This is a genomic window from Agromyces protaetiae, assembly GCF_004135405.1.
In the GTDB taxonomy this organism is placed as follows: domain Bacteria; phylum Actinomycetota; class Actinomycetes; order Actinomycetales; family Microbacteriaceae; genus Agromyces; species Agromyces protaetiae.
Genome location: NZ_CP035491.1, coordinates 748,169 through 766,394, shown reverse-complemented (window position 1 = coordinate 766,394; position 18,226 = coordinate 748,169). Strand labels below are relative to the sequence as shown.

Here is an 18,226-nt window from a genome sequence, read left to right as displayed (position 1 = left end):
CAACTGATAGGGTGGGGAGCATGCCGAGTTCAGCCGAACGCACCTGGGCCGCGATCCTGCGACTCAACGCCCTCGTGCTCCCGCGCCTCGACCGTGCGGTGCTGCACGCGACGGGACTGCCGCTCACCTGGTACGACGTGCTGCTCGAGTTGCACGACGCCGGCGGGCGGCTCACGATGAGCGAACTCGGCGCGCGCGTCGTGCTGAGCCGCACGCGGGTCAGCCGGCTCGTCGACGAGCTCGTCGGGGCCGGGCTCGTCGCGAAGGCGGCGAATCCCGACGACGGGCGCTCCTCGTTCGCGGCGATCACGCCCGAGGGGTCGAAGCGCTTCCGCGAGGCCGCGCGCGTCTACCTCCCCGCGATCGAGGCCGAGCTGGCCCGCATCGACGACGCCGAACTCTCGATCGTCGCCGACGGGCTCGAACGCATCCTCGCCCGAGCGCGCGAAGACTGACCGGCGGGTCGGTTCGACCGGGAGTCAGACCGAGTCGGAATCCGGGTCGCGTCGAGCGCGGATGATCAGCACGGCCACGAACGCGCCGAGCGCGGCCCCGAGCGCGTTGCCCACGATGTCCCTCGGGGACGCAACACGGTCGGGAATCACCGCCTGGACGAGTTCGGCCGCGACCGACATCGCGACCGCGACCCAGAACCCCCGCCAGAACCGTCCGAGCCAGAGCACCGCGAGGAGGCCGAGGGGGAAGAAGAGCACGACGTTCGCCGGGAAGTCGACGAACGACGGACGCACCCACCGCCACCCCAGACCGTCGTGCAGCCACGAGTGGACCGCTTGGAAGACGTCCGCCACCGATGGGACGACGAGGACCGCGAGGGCACCGCCCGCGTAGGCGATGGTCGCGATCGTCAGCGCCCTTCTGCTGACGGCCGTCTGATCGGGTGTCACGGCGGCTCCGTTCGCACGTCGGCTCCGGTCGGGGTGTTCTGTGCGACGCTAGCGCACAATGGGAGCATGGCCGCCGATCTCGAGGAACTGAAGCGCCTCCGGCGCGCTCGCGACCGGATGGACCGCGAGTACGCCGAGCCGCTCGACGTCGAGTCGCTCGCGAAGACGGCGTTCATGTCGACGGCGCACTTCAGCCGCCGCTTCCGCGAGGCCTACGGCGAGACGCCGTACTCGTACCTCATGACCCGCCGCATCGAGCGTGCGACGGCGCTCCTCAGGCGCGGCGACATGACGGTCACCGAGGTGTGCGTCGCCGTCGGCTGTACGAGCCTCGGCTCGTTCTCGGCTCGTTTCACGCAGATCATGGGCGAGAGCCCGAGTTCGTACAAGGCACGTGACTTCAGCGAGCTGCAGGTCGTGCCCGGATGTCAGATGATGCTGCTCACGCGGCGACCGAAATCGCCCGGTGAGGCATCGAGCAGGATCGGAGAAGCGCTCGCCGAGGCATCGTCCTAGTTTGGGCGCATGACCGTTTCGATCCGCACCATCCATGTCATCGTCGACGACCCCGACGCGGCCGTCGAGTTCTACCGCGACGTCCTCGGGCTCACCGTGACGAACGAGGTCGCGTTCGACGGATTCCGCTGGGTCACGCTCGTGACGCCGTCGCAGCCAGACGTGCAGATCGTGCTGTCCGAGCCGCATGCGGGCCGCTCGCAGGAGGACGGCGACGCGATCGCCGCGCTGCTCGCCAAGGGCGCGCTCTCGACGATCAACTTCAGCGCCGACGACCTCGACGCGACGTTCGAACGCGTCGCCGCCGCGCCCGCCGCCGAGGTGCTGCAGGAGCCCGTGAGCCAGCCGTGGGGTGCGCGCGACATCGCCTTCCGGGACCCGGCGGGCAACCACGTCCGCGTCGAGCAGGGTTAGCGCGACCCTCGGGCTCGCGGATGCGCCGACCCGAGGATCGCGGGCTGCCCGCGGACCTTCGGGCCGCCCCTAAACCCTCGGCCTCCCACTGGATCGTCGGGCGTGCGCCCGGGGGATGAGGATCCCATGCCGGTCGGCGGTGCCGAAGTGCCGCCGCCTCGAAGGATCGCCGGCCAAGAGCGCGCCCAGGTCGAAGGGGCTGCGGGGGTCGGTGCCGAAGTGCCGCCCATGTCTGGGGGAAAACCTTCTCCCGGGTCGGTGGAGTCGGTGGATTCGGTGGGTCGGCGGTCCGGGAGATCGGCGGGAGGCCCGAGTGCGGTCAGTCGCGGGCGATCGCGCGGTGCACGGATGCCACGGCGCTCGCGCCCTCGCCCGTCGCGGCGGCGATGCGCTTCATCGAGCCGAGGCGCACGTCGCCTGCGGCGAAGACGCGCGGGATGCTCGTCTCGAACGGCAGCGGACTGCGGCCGAGGACCTCCCAGCGGTCGGCCGCGGCGGGCGCGGCGTTGCGCGACGCCGCGCGAGCGGCTGCGACATCCATATCGGTCAGCAGGAATCCGCTGTCGTCGACCGCGATGTCCGTGAGCCACGACGTGCCGGGTACCGCGCCGACGAAGCAGAACAGTGCGTTGGCGTCGACGTCGAGCGTCGCGCCGGTCTGCGACGACGTGAGCGAGATCGACTCGAGGTGGTCGCCGCCGTGGAGGGCCGAGACATCCGTCGACGTGTGCACGGTGATGCGCTCGTGCGCGACGATGCGGTCGACGAGGTACGACGACATCTTCACCTCGATCGAGTCCCCTCTGACGATGAGCGAGACCGTGCAGCCGAGGTCGGCGAGGAAGAGCGCCGCCTGCCCTGCCGAGTTCGCGCCGCCGACGACCGCGACGGGCTTGCCCGCGCAATCGCGCCCCTCGAGCTCGGTCGTCGCGAAGAAGATGCTGCCGCCTTCGAAATCGTCCCAGCGGTCGAGCGGCAGGCGGCGGTAGCGGGCGCCCGTCGCGACGACGACCGCACGAGCGGTGACGTGCTCACCGCCCGTGAGGTCGATGCGGATGCGGTCGGCCCCGTCGTCAGTCACCGACACGAGCCCTTCGACACCCGTCGGCGCAGAGATCCGCACCCCGAACTTGAGCGCCTGCACGATCCCGAGCTCGGTCAGCTCGGCGCCCGAGAGCCCCGCCGGGAACCCGAGGTAGTTCTCGATGCGCGAGCTCGCGGCGGCCTGACCGCCCGGCGCGAGCGCGTCGAGCACGAGCGTCGACAGTCCCTCGGATGCCCCGTAGATGCCGGCCGCGAGTCCGGCAGGCCCCGCCCCGACGACGACGAGGTCGAAGCGGTCGCCGCCGTCGGCTCCGCCGCGGAAGCGGAGGCCGACGGCGTCGGCGAGGAGCCGCGGCGTCGCTTGCGCGATCGTCGCGCCCTGCGTCACGACGACCGGAAGATCGTCCTCGGCGAGCCCCGTCGCCGCGAGCGCCGCGCGCCCGGCGTCGGTCGAGACATCCAGCCAGCGATGCGGCAACTCCATGCGCGTCGCATAGGTGCGCAACGTCATCGAACTCGCGGATGCCGCCCGCCCGACGATCTCGACCGCGCGACCCGCCGCGTTCATGAGCAGCGCGCGGCGCGCGCGGAACGTGCCGAGCAGCAGGTCGGAGAGCGGGCCGTCGGTCGACATGATCTGCTTGAAGGTCGCGTTCGGCACCCGACACACCCGGCCCGCCTCCGAGATGCGCGCCGTGAGGAGCGACGCCTGCCCCGTGAGCATGCTCATCTCGCCGAGGAACTCGCCCGCCTGCCACTGCGCGACCGTGCGCGCGGGCGATGTGCCCGTCGCCTCGCGGACGATGTCGACTGCCCCGGCCTCCATGACGAAGAAGTCGGGGTCGGTGTCGCCGACCGAGAACAGGTGATCGCCGACCGTGACGTCCTCACTCGCGCCGAGCGCGAGCAGGCGCTGGAACGAGGCGCGATCGAGCACGGGGTTGGCGGCGGTGCCGACGGGCACGCGGAAGGCGGCGGTCACGACGCCGATCCTAGGGGCGGCGGTTCGACCGGGGATAGGGCGGGCGGATGCTTCGGGGTAGACGACTCCCGCGCGAGCGGCCACGCTTGGTGGCGGAGGGGAGTCGCACATGGCGTCGCTGACCGACATCGTCGTGAAGTTCGTCACCCAGGAGATCGACGCGTCGAGTCCGCCGCCGCGGGCCGTCGTGCTCGACGAGGACGGCGGGGTGCTCGGCACCGCCCACTGGGAGCCGGCGCTCGGGATCTACGTCATCGAGGGGCCGATGGCGGTGATCGTCGCGTCGGGCGCAGACGCCGGTGGCGATGACATCGCGGTCGGCGGTGCCGACGAGGCATCCGGAATCCCGCTCGTCAGAGCGGGTGCGCGCGTCGGAACCGCGACGCGCCTCGTCGTGGCCGAGGCCTCCCTCGAGGCCGACGGGCCGAACGGCCTCCCGCGCGCTCCGCGCGTCATCGCCGTGCCGCTGCCGCCGTCGGCCCAGCCCGACCCCGAGGCCGCGCTCGGCGACGGCCCCTGGTCGGACCCCGCCGAAGCCGACACCGTCCTCACCGAAGACGGCCGCCACGTGTGCGTGCATCTGCCGCACCCCGCCCTGCCGGGCGTGTACGTGCGGCTGCCGGGCCGCGACTTCCTCGACCTCCACGTCGTCAGGCCGTCGACGTGCACGGTCGGTTCCGACGTGCTCGTATTCTCGGTCGACGATGACGGCGAGCCCATAGCGGAGTCGCTGCTGACCCTCGACGACTCCGTCGCGAGCACGCGCTACAGTGCCTGGCCCGGCTCGGCGTGGGTCGGCGCGAAATGCGCCGGGGAGTGCCCGGCCGACTGCCCGTGCGAGCTGAGGTACGCGAACGCGTAGTCAGAGCAGGACGAGCACGCCCGCGACCGCCGACAGCGCCGCGAGCACGAGCGCGACCGTGATGAGCACGACGTGCACCGTGTAGAACGCCGTGCGGCGGCCCTCGGCGTCGCGCGCCCGCGGGTCGTTCGCGATGCGGGGATAGAACCGCGGCCACGAGACGACGTTGAAGAGGGCGTTCAGGAACAGGACGACAGCTGCGAAGACGTGCACCCGTCGATCGTAGGCGGATGTCGCTGGGCGCTCGCCGGAGGGACGGCTCCGTTACCCGCCGATGACCGGTTCGGAACGCGGGGACGACGAATGGACCGCGCACGTTGACTTGTCACGGAATGGGCCGGAGACTTCGAGCATGGCTGAACCCGAAGACTCCGAACGGCGCAGCATCGACGAGGTCGTGGAGCGACTCGCCGAGCGGTTCCCCGGAGCCGATCGAGCAGAGATCAAGACCATCGTCGAGGCCGAGTACCTCGGGTTCGAGGGCAAGCGCGTGCGCGACTTCGTTCCGGTGCTCGTCGAGAAGAGCGCCAAGAAGCGGTTGAAGGCGCTCGAGCGCTCCGCGTGATCGGGGTGCGCGACGCATTCGTCGTCGTGCGTCACGGTGACCGGATGCCTCTCGCCGAGGCGTCGCTCGCACCGGGCGATGCCGCGCGCCTCGCCGAGGAGCCCGTGGCGAAGCATCCACGATTCCTGTCGGGGCGTGCCGCGCTCATGCTCGCCGCCTCCCGCTTCGCGGGAGTCGATCCGAGCGACCCCGTGGACCTCCGCATCGACGCCCGGTGTCCCGATTGCGGACGATCCCACGGCCGTCCGACCGTGACGGGCGCTCCGCGCCCCGTCTTCGTGAGCCTCGCCCACGCCGGCGGGCGGGCGTTCGCCGTGGCATCCGCCGTGCCCGTCGGCATCGACACCGAACCCGTCGACGTGCCCGCCGAGCGGCGTGCGGCCGTGGCATCCGCCGTGCGCGACCTCGCCCCGCCGCCTGTCGGCGTCGACCCGCTTGCACACTGGACCCGCATCGAGGCGGTGCTCAAGGCCGACGGACGGGGGCTGCGGGTCGACCCGGGGCGGGTCGTCTTCAAGGGCCGCGGCGCGCGCATCGACGGAGGCGAGCAGCTCTACCGCGTGCGCACCCGTCGCCGCGGCGGGTTCATCGTGTCGGTCGCGCACGCCGGCTAAGCGGCCGGCGGCAGCGGCGGCAGCGCCGCCTGCGCGAGCCACCGGTCGAACAGCGCGTCGAGCGAGGCATCCGTGAAGCTCTGCGCCAACGCGCGGAAGTCGGCCGTCGTCGCCGTCCTGTGCGCGAACCGGTGCGTCCACGCTCGCAGGAGCGTGAAGAACGCGTCGTCGCCGAGCGTCAGCCGCACGTCGTGGAGCAGGCACGCGCCGCGCTTGTAGACGCGGTCGTCGAACATGCGGTCGGCTCCGGGGTCGCCGAGGATCAGGTTCTGCGGGGCCGCACGCAGCCCCGCGTGATGCTGCCGCGCGAGCGCGTCGGCTGTCGGGCCGACGGATCGCTCGGCCCACAGCCACTCGGCGTAGCAGGCGAATCCCTCGTTGAGCCAGATGTCGTGCCAGCCCGCGAGGCCGACGCTGTTGCCGAACCACTGGTGGGCGAGTTCGTGCGCGACGAGCCGCTCTTCAGTGCGGTGCCCGTCGAGCTGGTTCGGCCCGAACGTCGCCATGCCCTGCGATTCGAGAGGGATCTCGAGCGGGTCTTCGGTCACCACGACGGCGTAGCTGCGGAACGGGTACGGCCCGAACAGCTCTTGGAAGACGCCGAGCATGCGCCCGACGGGCTCGAGGTCGTGGAGCACCTGGCGCGCGAGCGGCGCGGGGTAGGCGATGACCCAGTCGACGCCCGCCGAGCGGCGCGGCTCGAGGGTGTAGCGGCCGAGCTGCACGGTCACGAGGTAGGTCGCAGTGGGCTCGTCTTGCTCGAACGTCCAGCTGCCGCGCCCGCCCGTGACCGTGTGGTCGACGAGTTGACCCGTCGCGAGCACGGTGTACGCCTGCTCGGTCGTCACACGGATGCGGTACCGCGCCTTATCGGCCGGGCGGTCGTTGCACGGGAACCACGTCGGCGCGCCCGACGGCTGCGACGCGACGAGCACGCCGTCTTCGAGCTCCTCCCACCCGAGCGTGCCCCAGCGCGTGCGCCGCGGCGCGGGGGAGCCGTCGTAGGCGATCTCGACCGTGAAGTCCTCGCCGGGCTCGATCGGCGCCGACGGGCGGACCACGAGGTGGGTGGCCGTCTGCGAGTACTTCGCGGCGGTGTCGCCCGCGAGCTTCACCCGCTTGGCCTTCAGCCGCACGAGATCGAGGCGGATGCTCCGGAGCAGCGTGTTCGCCCGTCCGCGCACCGTCGCCGTGGCATCCAACCGGTTCGTCGCCACGCGATAGCGCAGGTCGAGGTCGTACTCGGTGACCGAGTACTCGTCGCTGCCCGACTGCGGAAGGTAGTTCCGCGACGACGCCGGCTTGCCGCGGCCCATCAGGCCGTTCGCACGTAGCGGCCGACGACGACGTCGCGCCAGGGGCCGATGGGGTTGCCGCTCCAGCGGCCGCGATCGGGCACGCCTTCTCCGCGCATGACGAGCGACGCAGGGCCGACCGTCGCATGCTCGCCGATGCGGGCCGCGGGCAGGATGACGCTGTGGGGGCCGAGCGTGCCTCCGCGCTCGATGACGACTTCGTCCATGCTCATGATTCGATCATGGAAGAGATGCGTCTGCACCACGCATCCGCGATTGACGGTCGCGGCGTCGCCGAGCGTCACGAGGTCGGCCTCGGGCAGCCAGTAGCTGTCGATCCACACGCCGCGGCCGATCTTCGCGCCGAGACTGCGCAGCCACCAGACGAGCGCGGGCGTGCCCGCCATCGCGTGCGCGAACCAGGGAGCGGCGACCATCTCGGTGAAGGTGTCGGACACCTCGCTCCGCCACACGAACGACGACCACAGCGGGTGTTCGCCCGCTTTGATGCGCCCGATGAGGAGCCACTTCGCGATCGTCGACACGGCGGCCGCCGCGAACCCGGCCGCGAGGAGGATCGGCCCGCTGAGGCCGACGGCGGCCCACGGCCCCCACGCCTCGATGACGGCCGCGAGGGCGAGCAGCACGGCGAGGCCGAGCGCGTTCGTGACGATCACGGGCACGGCGCGCAGCAGCTCCCAGATCGTGCGCGCGACGCGCAGGCGGTAGGGCGGGTCGTAGGTGCGGCTCGCGTCGGCGTCTTGCGCCTGGCGGCGGAGCTTCACGGGCGGGGAGCCGAGCCAGGATGTCCCGGCCTTCGCCTTCCGCGGCGCGACCGACAGCACGGCGACGAGCGAGTCGCGCGGCACCCGGTTGCCGCCGGGCGCCATGCCCGAGTTGCCGACGAACGCGCGCGCGCCGATGTTCGCGCGCGCGAGGCGCACGTAGCCGCCGCCGAGCTCGTAGGAGGCGACGAGCGTGTCGTCGGCGAGGAACGCGCCGTCGCCGACGCTCGTCATCGCGGGAAGGAGCAGCACGGTGGATGCTTCGACGTCGCGCCCGATCTCGGCGCCGAGCATGCGCAGCCACGTCGGGGTGAACAGGCTCGAGTAGAGCGGGAACAGGATCGTGCGAGACAGATCGAGGAGTCGTTCGGTGGCCCACACCTGCCAGCCGACGCGGCTGCGCACGGGGTACACGCCCTCGTCGAGCCCGATGCCGAGGAGCCGCACGAGCACGACGACGAGGCCCGCGAGCACGATGCCCGCGACCGCCGTCGCCGGCACGAGGCCCGCGAGGGCGCCGAGCGCGAACTGGGCGAGGTCGGCCGAGCCCCGCACGAAGAGCGCGAGCACGGCGGCGCCCGCCGCGAACGACACGACGGGGACGAGCGAGACGACCGTCGAGGCGACGCCGTACGCCCACACCCACCGGGTCGCGGCCGGAGGCCGCTCGGCGGGCCACCACGCGTGCGACTTGCCGACGCGGATGGCGGGGGATCCGGCCCAGTTCTGGCCGGCAGGGACGCGGCCGAAGACGGCCGAGCCAGGGGCGACGGTCGCGTTCTTGCCGATGCGGGCGCCCGGCATGAGCGAGCTTCGCGCGCCGACCGACGAGCCCGCGCCGACGCGGATCGCGCCGACCCGCACGACGTCGCCGTCGATCCAGGTGCCCGCGAGGTCGACCTCGGGCTCGATCGACGCGCCCGCGCCGATCTCGAGCATGCCCGTGATGGGCGGCAGGGCGTGCAGGTCGACGCCGGGGCCGATCTTCGCGCCGAGGGCGCGGGCGTAGTAGCTGATCCACGGCGCCCCGGCGAGGCTCGCGGCGCCGATCTGATGGGCGACCTGATCGGCGAGCCAGAGCCTCAGGTGCACGCTCCCGCCGCGCGGGTAGTCGCCCGGGCGGAGCCCGGCGAGCAGGAGCCGCGCGACGACGACCGCGACGGCCATCCGCCCCCACGGCGTCACGAACACGAGGAGCCCCACGACGAGCCACGGGATCGACACCTCGGGCAGCGCGTCGAACCCGCCGAGCGGGCGGAGGATCGCGCTCGCCGTCAGCAGGTAGAGCAGCCAGCGCACGCCGTTCAGGATGAAGAGCGGGACGCCGAGGAGGGTCTGCACGACCTGCATGCGGCGCGGGGTCGGCGGCACCTCGTGGGTCGAGGCGGCGGATGCCTCGGGCGACGCCTCTGCGAGGAAGCCCACCATCGACCCGAACCGCGGGTGCGCGTAGATGTCGGCGACCGTCGCGTCGGGGTGGCGTCGACGCACGAGCGAGACGAGCTGGGCGGCCGCGAGCGACCCGCCGCCGAGGTCGAAGAAGTTGTCGTCGGGGCTCGACGGCGCGATGCCGAGCACGCTCCGCCAGTCGGCGGCGAGGGCTTCGGCGACGGGGTCGTCGCCGACGTCGGTCGGCTCGTCGTCTTCGATGGGCCACGGCAGAGCGGCGCGGTCGACCTTGCCCGACGTGCGGACGGGCAGGTCGTCGACGAGGGCGAGCATCGGCACGAGCGCGGCGGGCAGCTCTTCGCGCAGGCGCGCGATGGCGTCGCGGCGCGAGAACGCCTCGCGGTCGGGGACGGCGAGATACCCGACGAGCACGTCGTTGCCCGCCTCGGATTTGCGCACCGCGACGGCCGCGCCGCCGACGCCCGGCAGGTCTTGCAGTGCGGCCTCGATCTCGCCGAGCTCGATGCGCCGCCCGCCGACCTTCACCTGGTCGTCGGCCCGGCCCTGATAGAAGAGCCCGTCGCGGTCGAAGCGCACGAGGTCGCCGCTGCGGTACGCACGCTCCCACCCGAGCGACGGCATCGGCGCGTACTTCTCGGCGTCCTTCGCGGGGTCGAGGTAGCGCGCCAGCCCGACGCCGCCGATGATGAGCTCACCCGACTCGCCGTCGCCGACGGGGCTCCCGTCGGCATCGACGACCGCGACCTCCCATCCCGCGAGCGGCAGCCCGATGCGCACGGGCTCGCCGGGGTGCATGATCGCGGCGGTCGCGACGACGGTCGCCTCGGTCGGGCCGTACGTGTTCCACACCTCGCGGCCCTCGACCGCGAGGCGGTTCACGAGGTCGGGCGGGCACGCCTCGCCGCCGAAAATGAGCAGCCGCACACTGTCGAGCGCGTCGGCGGGCCACAGCGAGGCGAGCGTCGGCACGGTCGAGACGATCGTGATGCGATTGGCGGCGAGCCACGGCCCGAGGTCCATGCCGCTGCGCACGAGCGAGCGGGGCGCGGGCACGAGGCATGCGCCGTGCCGCCACGCGAGCCACATCTCCTCGCACGACGCGTCGAACGCGACCGAGAGCCCCGCGAGCACGCGGTCGGCGGGCGAGATCGGCTCGTCCTGCAGGAAGAGCTCGGCCTCGGCGTCGACGAACGCGGCCGCCGAGCGGTGGCTCACGGCGACGCCCTTCGGCGTGCCCGTCGAGCCCGACGTGAAGATGATCCACGCGTCGTCCTCGGGCCGGGGCGGGGTCACGAGCGGCAGGTTCGCGGTGCTCGGGTGCGGCATCGCGACGGGAAGGATCTCGGATGCCTCGCGGCCGGCGCCTGCGGCAGCGGGGGAGCCCGAGGCATCCGTCGCATACGGAGCATCCGCGTCGTCCGAGACGTCCGCCCGCCCGTCGTCGTCCGTCGACCACGCGACGTACCCGCCGTCGCCGATGACGCCGCGGACGGCCGCCTCGCCGAAGACGAGCGTCGCGCGCTCCTCGGGGTCGTCGGCGTCGACGGGCACGTACGCCGCACCCGCCGCGATGACGCCGAGGATCGCGACGTACAGGTCGCGCGAGCCCGAACGCATGCGCACGCCGACGCGGTCGCCGCGGCGCACGCCCGCCGCGTGCAGTCTCGCGGCGACCGAGATGACGGCCGCCATGAGCTCGCGGTAGCTGAGCGCGCCGGCGGGATCCTCGATGGCGGACGCATCGGGCGACAGCCGCGCGGACTCGCGCAGGATGTCGAGGAGCGTGCGGGGCGCGGGTGCGTCGGATCGGACGATGACGCCACGGGCTTGGTTCACGGGTACTCCAACTGCGCGACGGACGCCGGAGGGCGCGGAACCGCAACGCTACGACCGGCGGGTTACCCGCCGGTGAACGGTCTTTCGATCAGGCCTCGCCGAGCGCGGTGGCGAGGGCGGCCTTGTTCATGCGCGAGTAGCCGACGACACCGGCGGCCTTGGCGCGCTCGCGCAACTCGCGGAAGGTCGGCTCGGCTGCCGGGGCGGGCGCGGGCGCGGCAGCGGGCGCCGGGTTCGGCTTCGGTGCCGCCTTCGGCGCAGGCTTCGCCTTCGGGGCCGGTGCCGCGACGACGTCTTCCTTGACCGCAGGCGCCGCAGGTCCGGCAGCGGCCTCGGGCGAGGCATCCGTCGGGATCTCGATGCGGTGCAGCACGACCGATTCAAGCTTCCCGGCCTCGAGCGCGGCCGTCTTCTCGGCGCGACGGACCGCCTTGGCCGCGAGCTTCTCGGCTTCCTTGATGCGCTCGCGGAGCACCGCGGCGCGCTCGCGCGAGCGAGCGTCGACCTTCTTCGCGGCCTTCTCGGCGGCGTTGACCGCGCTCTTCGCGTCGGCGATGGCCTTCGCCGCCGCCGCTTCGAGCGCTTTGCGTTCGGCCTTGGCCGCAGCCTTCGCAGCGGCGAGCTTGGCCGCGGCCTTCTCGGTTTTCGCCGCTGCGGCCTTCCTGCTCGCGGCCTTCGTCTTCTTGGAAGCCATCGTCGTCCCCTCCCGCGATCCCCCACGGATCGACCCCAATACCGTAGTCCCCGCGGGTGAACAGGGGCGGGGCGTACAGAATCGGGGTCAGCGCGCGAAGGCCCGGCGCAGCGCCTCGGCCTGCGACCGCCAGAACGACCGCGCGACGCCCGACTTGCGGAACACCGCGTCGAACCCGTGGAAGACGCCCTCGACGACCTCGAGCTCCACGGGCACGCCCGCCTCTCCGAGCCGCGCCGCGTAGGAGACATCCTCGTCATGGAAGAGGTCGAGCATGCCGACCCCGATCCACGCGGGCGGCAGCCCGCCGAGGTCGGCGCGTCGCGCGGGTGCGGCGTAGGGCGAGACATCCGGGCCGCCGGGCGCTTCGCCGAGGTACGACGTCCACGCGTAGCGGTTGCTGCCCGTCGACCACATGCGGTGCCCGCGCGGAGGGGGACCGGCTCGCAGTACGGTGCGGTCGTCGAGCATCGGGTAGACGAGGAGTTGGAACGCGGGCGCGAACTCGCCGCGGTCGTGCGCGAGGAGCGCGAGCGAGGCCGCAAGGCCGCCGCCCGCCGAGGCCCCGCCGATCGCGATGCGCTCGCGGTCGACGGCCCGCGCCTCGGCCTCGCCGAGGAGCCACGCGAGCGCCGCGTAGACGTCGTCGAGGCCGGCAGGAGACGGATGCTCCGGTGCGAGCCGATACCGCGCAGCGACGACGAGGATGCCGAGCTCCCGCGCGAAGCGGATGCTCGACGCTTCGTCCTGCTCGGGCGACCCGATGAGGAAGCCGCCGCCGTGGATCCACAGCAGGGCGGGCGACGAGGCCGCCCGCCCCACCGGGTCGTAGACGCGGAGGCGGATGTCGGGTGCCCCCGCCGGTCCTGGCACGACCACCTCTTCGATGCGCACGTCGTCGGGGGCGGTTCCCGTCGGCGGCGTCGCCCGCATGAGCCGCGTCATGCGCGGACCCATCGTGTAGTTCGGCACGAAGCGTGCCGCGCGGAGGTCGGGGTGGAACGGCGAGGGCTTCGGCATCAGGCCGCCGACCAGCCGCCGTCGGACGCGAGCACGACGCCGTTGATGTTCACGCCGTCGTCGGACAGCAGGAACGTGATCGACGCCGCGAGCGCCTCGGCCTCGGCCGCACCCGGCAGGATCGCCATCGCCGACTGCACGCGCTCGGCGCCGAGGGGCGACGCGAACGTCGCCTCGATGTTCGTGATCGTCGCGCCCGGGGCGACGGCGTTCACGCGCAGGCCGCTCGGGCCGTACATGAACGCCGACGACTTCGTGAGGCCGACGACGGCGTGCTTCGACGCCGTGTAGGCGACACCTGCCGCCGAGCCGCGGAGGGCCGCCTCGGAGGCGGTGTTGACGATCGAGCCCTTGCCCTGGGCGACCATGGTCGGCACGACGGCGCGCATGAGCTTCATGGTGCCGTCGACGTTGACCCGCATGACGCGGGTCCACACGGCGTCCGTGAGTTCGCCGATGGGCGTCATGTCGTCCATGATCCCGGCGATGTTGGCGAGGCCGTCGATGCGGTCGCCCGCGGCTTCGACGATGCGTGCGATGCCGGCGTCGTCGGTGATGTCGGCCGTGAGGGCCACGATCTCGGCGTCCGGGTGCTCGGCGGCGAACTCGTCGAGGCGCTCCTGCGAGACATCCACCGCGACGACGCGGCCGCCCTCGCGCGCGACGCGCGACGCGGTCGCCCGGCCGATGCCCGAGCCGGCACCGGTCACGATGACGGTCTTGCCCGAGAAACGGCCGCCGTCGATGCGCTCGGTCCATTCCTCGATCTCGGGGGCTTCGGGTGCGGATGCTTCTGATGTGGATGCCTCGGGCGCGCTCGCCGAGGCATCCGTCGTCTCGACCGGGGCTTCGACCGTGGCCGACGCGACGACCTCGCCCGAGTTCGCGCGCTCGATGAGGCCGTCGAGGATCTCCTGGCTGAACGAGCCCTTGCTGAGCTTGATGAGGCGCTTGATCGCGAGGCGCTGGACGGGCTTGAAGACGTCGGCGCTCTGGCCGCTCTGGGCGAGCATGTCGCGGAGGACGGGGCCGCCGGCGGGGTGCTCGAGCCAGGTCTTGATCGAGTCGTCGGCGGTGAGGGGGCGAGTGGGGGTGCTCATGCGAGTGGTTCCTTCTCTTTCTGCTGCGACACCGTGGGTGCGGCGTCGACATCGGATGCGTGCGCCGCGTGTTTCGCGGCGAGATATCCGAAGACTGCGGCGGGTCCGATGGTCGAACCCGGACCGGGGTAGGTGCGGCCCATGACCGATGCGGTCGTGTTGCCCGCGGCGTAGAGACCGGGGATGACGCGACCTTCGTCGTCGAGCACGCGGGCGTGCTCGTCGGTGAGCAGCCCGCCCTTCGTGCCGAGATCGCCGGGAACGAGCTTGACCGCCGTGAACGGGCCCTTCTCGAGCGGGCCCAGGTTGGGGTTGGGCTTCACGCGCGGGTCGCTGTAGTACCGGTCGTATGCCGTGCGGCCGCGTCCGAAGTCCTCGTCGACGCCCGTGCGTGCGAACCCGTTGAAGCGGTCGACGGTCGCGCGGAGCGTCGCAGGGTCGGCGCCGATCCGCGTCGCGAGCTCCTCGATCGTCGGCGCGGAGACGACCGTGCCGAGTTCGCGCAGCTTCTTGCCGCCCATGAGGAGTGCCGCGAACATGTACCGCTGCCGGTGGCGCTTGTCGACGACGAGCCACGACGGGTTCGCGGGCGTCGTGCGGTCGCGCTCGAGCAAGTGGTGCCCGAAGTCGATGTAGCTCTCGGACTCGTTGAGGTACCGCTCGCCGCGCTGGTCGACGACGATGCTGAACGGGTCGCTGCGCTCGTTGAGCACGAACAGCGTCTCCCCGTCGGGCAGCGGCACGGAGGCGCCCCACCACGCGTCGTCCATGAGGGCGAGGGCGCCGCCGGCGGCACGGCCGACCTCGATCGCCGTGCCGAGGTCGCCTTCGGCCGCCGACGTGTAGCCGGGGATGCCGTGGTAGCGCTCGCGCCATTCGCTGTTGCGCGCGAAGCCGCCTGCGCCGAGGACGACGGCGCGACGGGCGCGGATGCGGACGGGTCCGTCGGGCGTGCCGACCACGGCGCCGATGACGCGTCCGTCGTCGTCCTTCACGAGCTCGGTGACGGGGGAGTTCAGCAGGATCTCGGTGCCCTGGCTCTTGACGACGAACCCGAGGCTCAGCATGAGCCCGCCGCCCATGCCGACGAGGGTGCGGCCCGTGATCAGGCCGCCGAGCGTGCGGAAGACGAGCTTCGCACCGGCGATGAACCCCGACGGCGTCGACCAGGCGCGGGAGAGCAGCCAGACGTCGCCGTTGCGCATGGGGATGGGGATCGCGTCCTTGATGCGCGAGGTGGCCTTCCAGTCGCCGAGCCGCTTGGCGTCGAACGGCACGACCTCGATGGAGCGCCCGATCTTGCCGCCTGCGCGGTCGGGGTAGTAGTCGGGGTAGTCCTTGCCCGAGATCCACCGCACGCCGTGGCGTTCGAGCAGGTCGACGACGGGGGCGACGGCGTCGACGAACGCCTCGCGTCGGGCTTGCGAGCTGGCCGGCCCGATCGACGTCACAGGGCCGATCGCGGCCTCGAGGTAGGTGAGCGCCTCGTCGCGTGAGTCGGCGATGCCGAGCCTTCGCATGACGGGGTTGTTCGGCATCCACAGTCCGCCGCCGCTGCGCATGGTCGTGCCGCCCCAGCGGTCGGTGCTCTCGACGACGAGCGTGTCGAGGCCCGCGTCGGCGGCGGTGATCGCGGCGGTCAGACCGGCGGCTCCGGAGCCGGCGACGAGCACGTCGACTTCGCGATCCCAGGTTCGGGTCATGGTTCCTCCTTCTACCGGACATCATTGTCCGGTAGTACGCTAACATCCATGCCTGAACAGGGGAAGAGTGTCCCCGGGGAGCGCAAGCCGAACCTCGGGCCGAGTGCCGGGCCGTCCAACCGCAAGGCGCTCATCGCGGCCGCCCGCGAGATCTTCGCCGAGCAGGGGTTCGACGCGCCGCTCAACGCGATCGTCAAGCGCGCGGGCGTCGGCCAGGGCAGCCTCTACCGGCACTTCCCCGACCGGCTCGAACTCGGGCTCGCCGTCTTCGACGAGAACCTCGACGCGCTCGAGGGCGTCGCGGCCGAGCCCGACGCGAGCCTCGCGCGCCTCCTCGACACGATCATCGACCAAGCCCTCGTCTCGACGGGACTCATCGATCTCATCTGGCGCCACCGCCGCGACGAACGCGTCGAGCACATCGGCGCGCGCCTGCGCACCGTCATCGTCGAACTCCTCGAGCGAGATCGCGCGGCGGGCCGCATCGGAGGGCACGTCGGCGCCGCAGACGTCGAGCTCGCGGTCACGATGCTGGCCGACGTCGTCGCGCGGTCAGACCCTGCCGAGCGGCAGATCGTCGCGCGGCGCGCGCGCAACATCTTCCGGGCGGCGTTCGCGCCGCGACCCGATCAGACGGCCGTGAAGAGCGTCGCGACGCGGTCGAGCGCGCCGGGCACGAGCGCGTAGTACGCCCACGTGCCGCGCTTGGTGCGGCTCAGGAACCCGGCCTCGGCGAGGATCTTGAGGTGGTGCGAGACGGTCGGCTGGCTGAGCCCGACCGGTTCGATGAGGTCGCACACGCAGGCTTCACGACCATCGGATGCCGCGACGATCGACAGGAGCCGGAGGCGGGTCGGGTCGGCGAGGGCCTTCATCGTGTGCGCGAGCGTCTCGGCTTCGTCGGCGGGAAGCGGCTCGCGCACGAGGGGCGCGCAGCAGGCGTCGGCGGATGTCTCGGCCGGGCCTGTTGCTCGTGCGCTGATGTCGGTCACCTCGAGGAGGTTCATACATCGAAGATAGTCGATATTGACATCCGTCGATAGATGCGGCGATACTCGGCATATCGAAGTTCGTCGATATTCGTCGATGCCCAGTTCGCACCCGTCATCCCGGAGGCCGTCATGACCCTGCTCGAACTCGCTCCGCGGGTCCCCGTGTCCGACCGGCTCGCGACACTCCCCGTCGTGATCGTCGGCGCCGGTCCCATCGGGCTCGCCGCCGCCGCGAACCTCGTCGAGCGCGGCATCGACTTCGTCGTGCTCGAAGCGGGTGACGACATCGCCGACAGCGTGCGCTCGTGGGGGCACACCCGGCTCTTCTCGCCGTGGAAGCACCTCGTCGACCCCGCGTCGGCACGGCTGCTCGAGGCATCCGCCTCCGGCTGGACCGTGCCCGATCCCGAGCGCGCGCCGTCGGGCGCCGAACTCTTCGAGGAGTACCTGCTGCCGCTCTCGAGCCTCGACGCGATCGCCTCGCGCATCCGCACAGGCGTGGAGGTCGTCGCCGTCAGCCGCGAAGGCATGGACCGCACGCGCACGGCGAATCGCGCGCAGACGCCGTTCGCCGTCCGGCTGCGCAACGAGCACGGCGAGGTCGAAGAGCTCTCGGCCCGCGCGGTCATCGACGCCTCGGGCACCTATCGCACGCCCAACTCGCTCGCGTCGTCGGGACTGTCGCTCCTCGGCCTCGACGAGATCGCGGAGCACGTGCACCCCGCGCTGCCCGACGTGTTCGGGCGCGACCGCGCTGCCTTCGCCGGCAGGCACACGACCGTCGTCGGCGCCGGACACTCGGCCGCCAACACGCTGCTCGCGCTCGTGCGACTCGCCCGCGAGGTGCCCGGCACGCGCGTGACGTGGCTCCTCCGCAACGCGAACGCCGTGCGGGTGTCGTCGTCGGCCGACGACGAGCTCGCCGGCCGTTCGGCACTCGGCGCGCGCGTCGACGCGGCCGTGCGACGGGGCGACATCGAAGTCGTCGACCGGTTCGAGATCGTGCGGGCGCGGAAGGGAGCGGCAGGCGCAGGAGGCGCAGTCGCGGTCGTCGGGCATCGCGCCGGCGAACTCGTCACCCACTCGACCGATGTCGTCGTCAACGCGACGGGCTTCCGCCCCGACCTCGACCTCCTCCGCGAGATCCGCCTCGACCTCGACGACATCGTCGAGGCGCCGCGCCGGCTCGCCCCGCTCATCGACCCGAACCTGCACTCGTGCGGCACGGTCGCCCCGCACGGCTTCGCCGAGCTCACCCATCCCGAGCCCGGCTTCTTCATCGTCGGCATGAAGTCGTACGGCCGTGCGCCGACGTTCCTCCTCGCGACCGGCTATGAGCAAGTGCGGTCCGTCGCGGCCTGGCTCGCGGGCGACATGCGCGCCGCGACGAACGTCGAGCTCGTGCTGCCCGCGACGGGCGTCTGTTCGACCGGCGTCGGCCCCGAGGCATCCGGAAGCTGCTGCCGCTGACCGTGGCGCCCGACCGCGG

At 72.3% G+C, this 18,226-nt stretch carries 18 protein-coding genes; 8 read left to right on the top strand and 10 right to left on the bottom strand.

The features are described from left to right. Positions 1 to 20 precede the first annotated feature (20 nt). The gene (locus ET445_RS03530) at positions 21 to 455 is read left to right on the top strand and encodes a MarR family winged helix-turn-helix transcriptional regulator (protein WP_129188889.1); all 435 of its coding nucleotides are present in this window, start codon (positions 21 to 23) and stop codon (positions 453 to 455) included. 24 nt (positions 456 to 479) lie between these two features. Here ET445_RS03530 and ET445_RS03525 read toward each other — a convergent pair whose 3' ends face one another. Further along, positions 480 to 905 (bottom strand): VanZ family protein, encoded by a 426-nt coding sequence (locus tag ET445_RS03525; protein WP_129188887.1) that lies wholly within the window; start codon positions 903 to 905, stop codon positions 480 to 482. A gap of 66 nt (positions 906 to 971) precedes the next feature. Between ET445_RS03525 and ET445_RS03520 the strand changes: the two genes are divergently transcribed. Together ET445_RS03520 and ET445_RS03515 are read left to right on the top strand one after the other, a co-directional pair. Continuing rightward, entirely contained in the window at positions 972 to 1,421 is a 450-nt protein-coding gene (locus ET445_RS03520; RefSeq protein WP_129188885.1) for a helix-turn-helix transcriptional regulator, read from the top strand. Positions 1,422 to 1,430: 9 nt separating this feature from the next. Then, on the top strand, positions 1,431 to 1,835 hold the full coding sequence (locus tag ET445_RS03515; RefSeq protein WP_129188883.1) for a VOC family protein: 405 nt from the start codon (positions 1,431 to 1,433) through the stop codon (positions 1,833 to 1,835). Positions 1,836 to 2,154: 319 nt separating this feature from the next. Here the strand turns inward: ET445_RS03515 and ET445_RS03510 are convergent, their stop codons facing one another. After that, positions 2,155 to 3,861, bottom strand: coding sequence for an FAD-dependent oxidoreductase (locus ET445_RS03510; RefSeq protein ID WP_243695309.1), 1,707 nt, complete (start codon positions 3,859 to 3,861; stop codon positions 2,155 to 2,157). 109 nt (positions 3,862 to 3,970) lie between these two features. Between ET445_RS03510 and ET445_RS03505 the strand changes: the two genes are divergently transcribed. Beyond that, a complete protein-coding gene (locus ET445_RS03505; RefSeq protein ID WP_129188881.1) occupies positions 3,971 to 4,723 on the top strand; it encodes a hypothetical protein in 753 nt (250 codons plus the stop codon). Here the strand turns inward: ET445_RS03505 and ET445_RS03500 are convergent, their stop codons facing one another. After that, complete coding sequence (locus ET445_RS03500) at positions 4,724 to 4,936, bottom strand: SCO4848 family membrane protein (protein WP_129188879.1); 213 nt, start codon at positions 4,934 to 4,936, stop codon at positions 4,724 to 4,726. Between the two features lie 139 nt (positions 4,937 to 5,075). On the opposite strand from ET445_RS03500, the gene ET445_RS03495 reads away from it, so the two are divergent. Further along, positions 5,076 to 5,288 carry a three-helix bundle dimerization domain-containing protein gene (locus ET445_RS03495; RefSeq protein ID WP_129188877.1) on the top strand — a complete coding sequence of 71 codons (213 nt, stop codon included), beginning with the start codon at positions 5,076 to 5,078 and terminating at the stop codon, positions 5,286 to 5,288. Positions 5,289 to 5,332: 44 nt separating this feature from the next. Further along, entirely contained in the window at positions 5,333 to 5,902 is a 570-nt protein-coding gene (locus ET445_RS03490) for a 4'-phosphopantetheinyl transferase family protein (protein WP_129188875.1), read from the top strand. Here the strand turns inward: ET445_RS03490 and ET445_RS03485 are convergent. The 6 genes from ET445_RS03485 to ET445_RS03460 form a co-directional block, all read right to left on the bottom strand. Then, entirely contained in the window at positions 5,899 to 7,218 is a 1,320-nt protein-coding gene (locus tag ET445_RS03485) for a M1 family metallopeptidase (RefSeq protein ID WP_129188873.1), read from the bottom strand. The two genes, ET445_RS03490 and ET445_RS03485, sit on opposite strands and share 4 nt — an antisense overlap. Beyond that, a complete protein-coding gene (locus ET445_RS03480) occupies positions 7,218 to 11,228 on the bottom strand; it encodes a Pls/PosA family non-ribosomal peptide synthetase (RefSeq protein ID WP_129188871.1) in 4,011 nt (1,336 codons plus the stop codon). Before ET445_RS03480 ends, ET445_RS03485 begins: the two co-directional genes overlap by 1 nt. A gap of 88 nt (positions 11,229 to 11,316) precedes the next feature. Further along, complete coding sequence (locus tag ET445_RS03475) at positions 11,317 to 11,922, bottom strand: histone (protein ID WP_129188869.1); 606 nt, start codon at positions 11,920 to 11,922, stop codon at positions 11,317 to 11,319. Between the two features lie 87 nt (positions 11,923 to 12,009). Beyond that, complete coding sequence (locus tag ET445_RS03470; protein ID WP_129188867.1) at positions 12,010 to 12,942, bottom strand: alpha/beta hydrolase; 933 nt, start codon at positions 12,940 to 12,942, stop codon at positions 12,010 to 12,012. Beyond that, positions 12,942 to 14,042 (bottom strand): SDR family NAD(P)-dependent oxidoreductase, encoded by a 1,101-nt coding sequence (locus ET445_RS03465; protein ID WP_129188865.1) that lies wholly within the window; start codon positions 14,040 to 14,042, stop codon positions 12,942 to 12,944. The genes ET445_RS03470 and ET445_RS03465 overlap by 1 nt, the downstream gene beginning before the upstream one ends. Next, on the bottom strand, positions 14,039 to 15,745 hold the full coding sequence (locus tag ET445_RS03460; RefSeq protein ID WP_129188863.1) for an FAD-dependent oxidoreductase: 1,707 nt from the start codon (positions 15,743 to 15,745) through the stop codon (positions 14,039 to 14,041). Before ET445_RS03460 ends, ET445_RS03465 begins: the two co-directional genes overlap by 4 nt. A 48-nt stretch (positions 15,746 to 15,793) precedes the next feature. Here ET445_RS03460 and ET445_RS03455 point away from each other — a divergent pair, with 48 nt between their 5' ends. Continuing rightward, positions 15,794 to 16,432: a TetR/AcrR family transcriptional regulator gene (locus ET445_RS03455; protein WP_129188861.1), complete on the top strand. Its 639-nt coding sequence runs from the start codon at positions 15,794 to 15,796 to the stop codon at positions 16,430 to 16,432. Here ET445_RS03455 and ET445_RS03450 read toward each other — a convergent pair. Continuing rightward, complete coding sequence (locus ET445_RS03450; RefSeq protein WP_129188859.1) at positions 16,375 to 16,752, bottom strand: ArsR/SmtB family transcription factor; 378 nt, start codon at positions 16,750 to 16,752, stop codon at positions 16,375 to 16,377. The two genes, ET445_RS03455 and ET445_RS03450, sit on opposite strands and share 58 nt — an antisense overlap. Before the next feature lie 114 nt (positions 16,753 to 16,866). On the opposite strand from ET445_RS03450, the gene ET445_RS03445 reads away from it, so the two are divergent. After that, positions 16,867 to 18,207: an FAD-dependent oxidoreductase gene (locus ET445_RS03445; RefSeq protein WP_129188857.1), complete on the top strand. Its 1,341-nt coding sequence runs from the start codon at positions 16,867 to 16,869 to the stop codon at positions 18,205 to 18,207. The last annotated feature ends 19 nt before the right edge of the window (positions 18,208 to 18,226 follow it).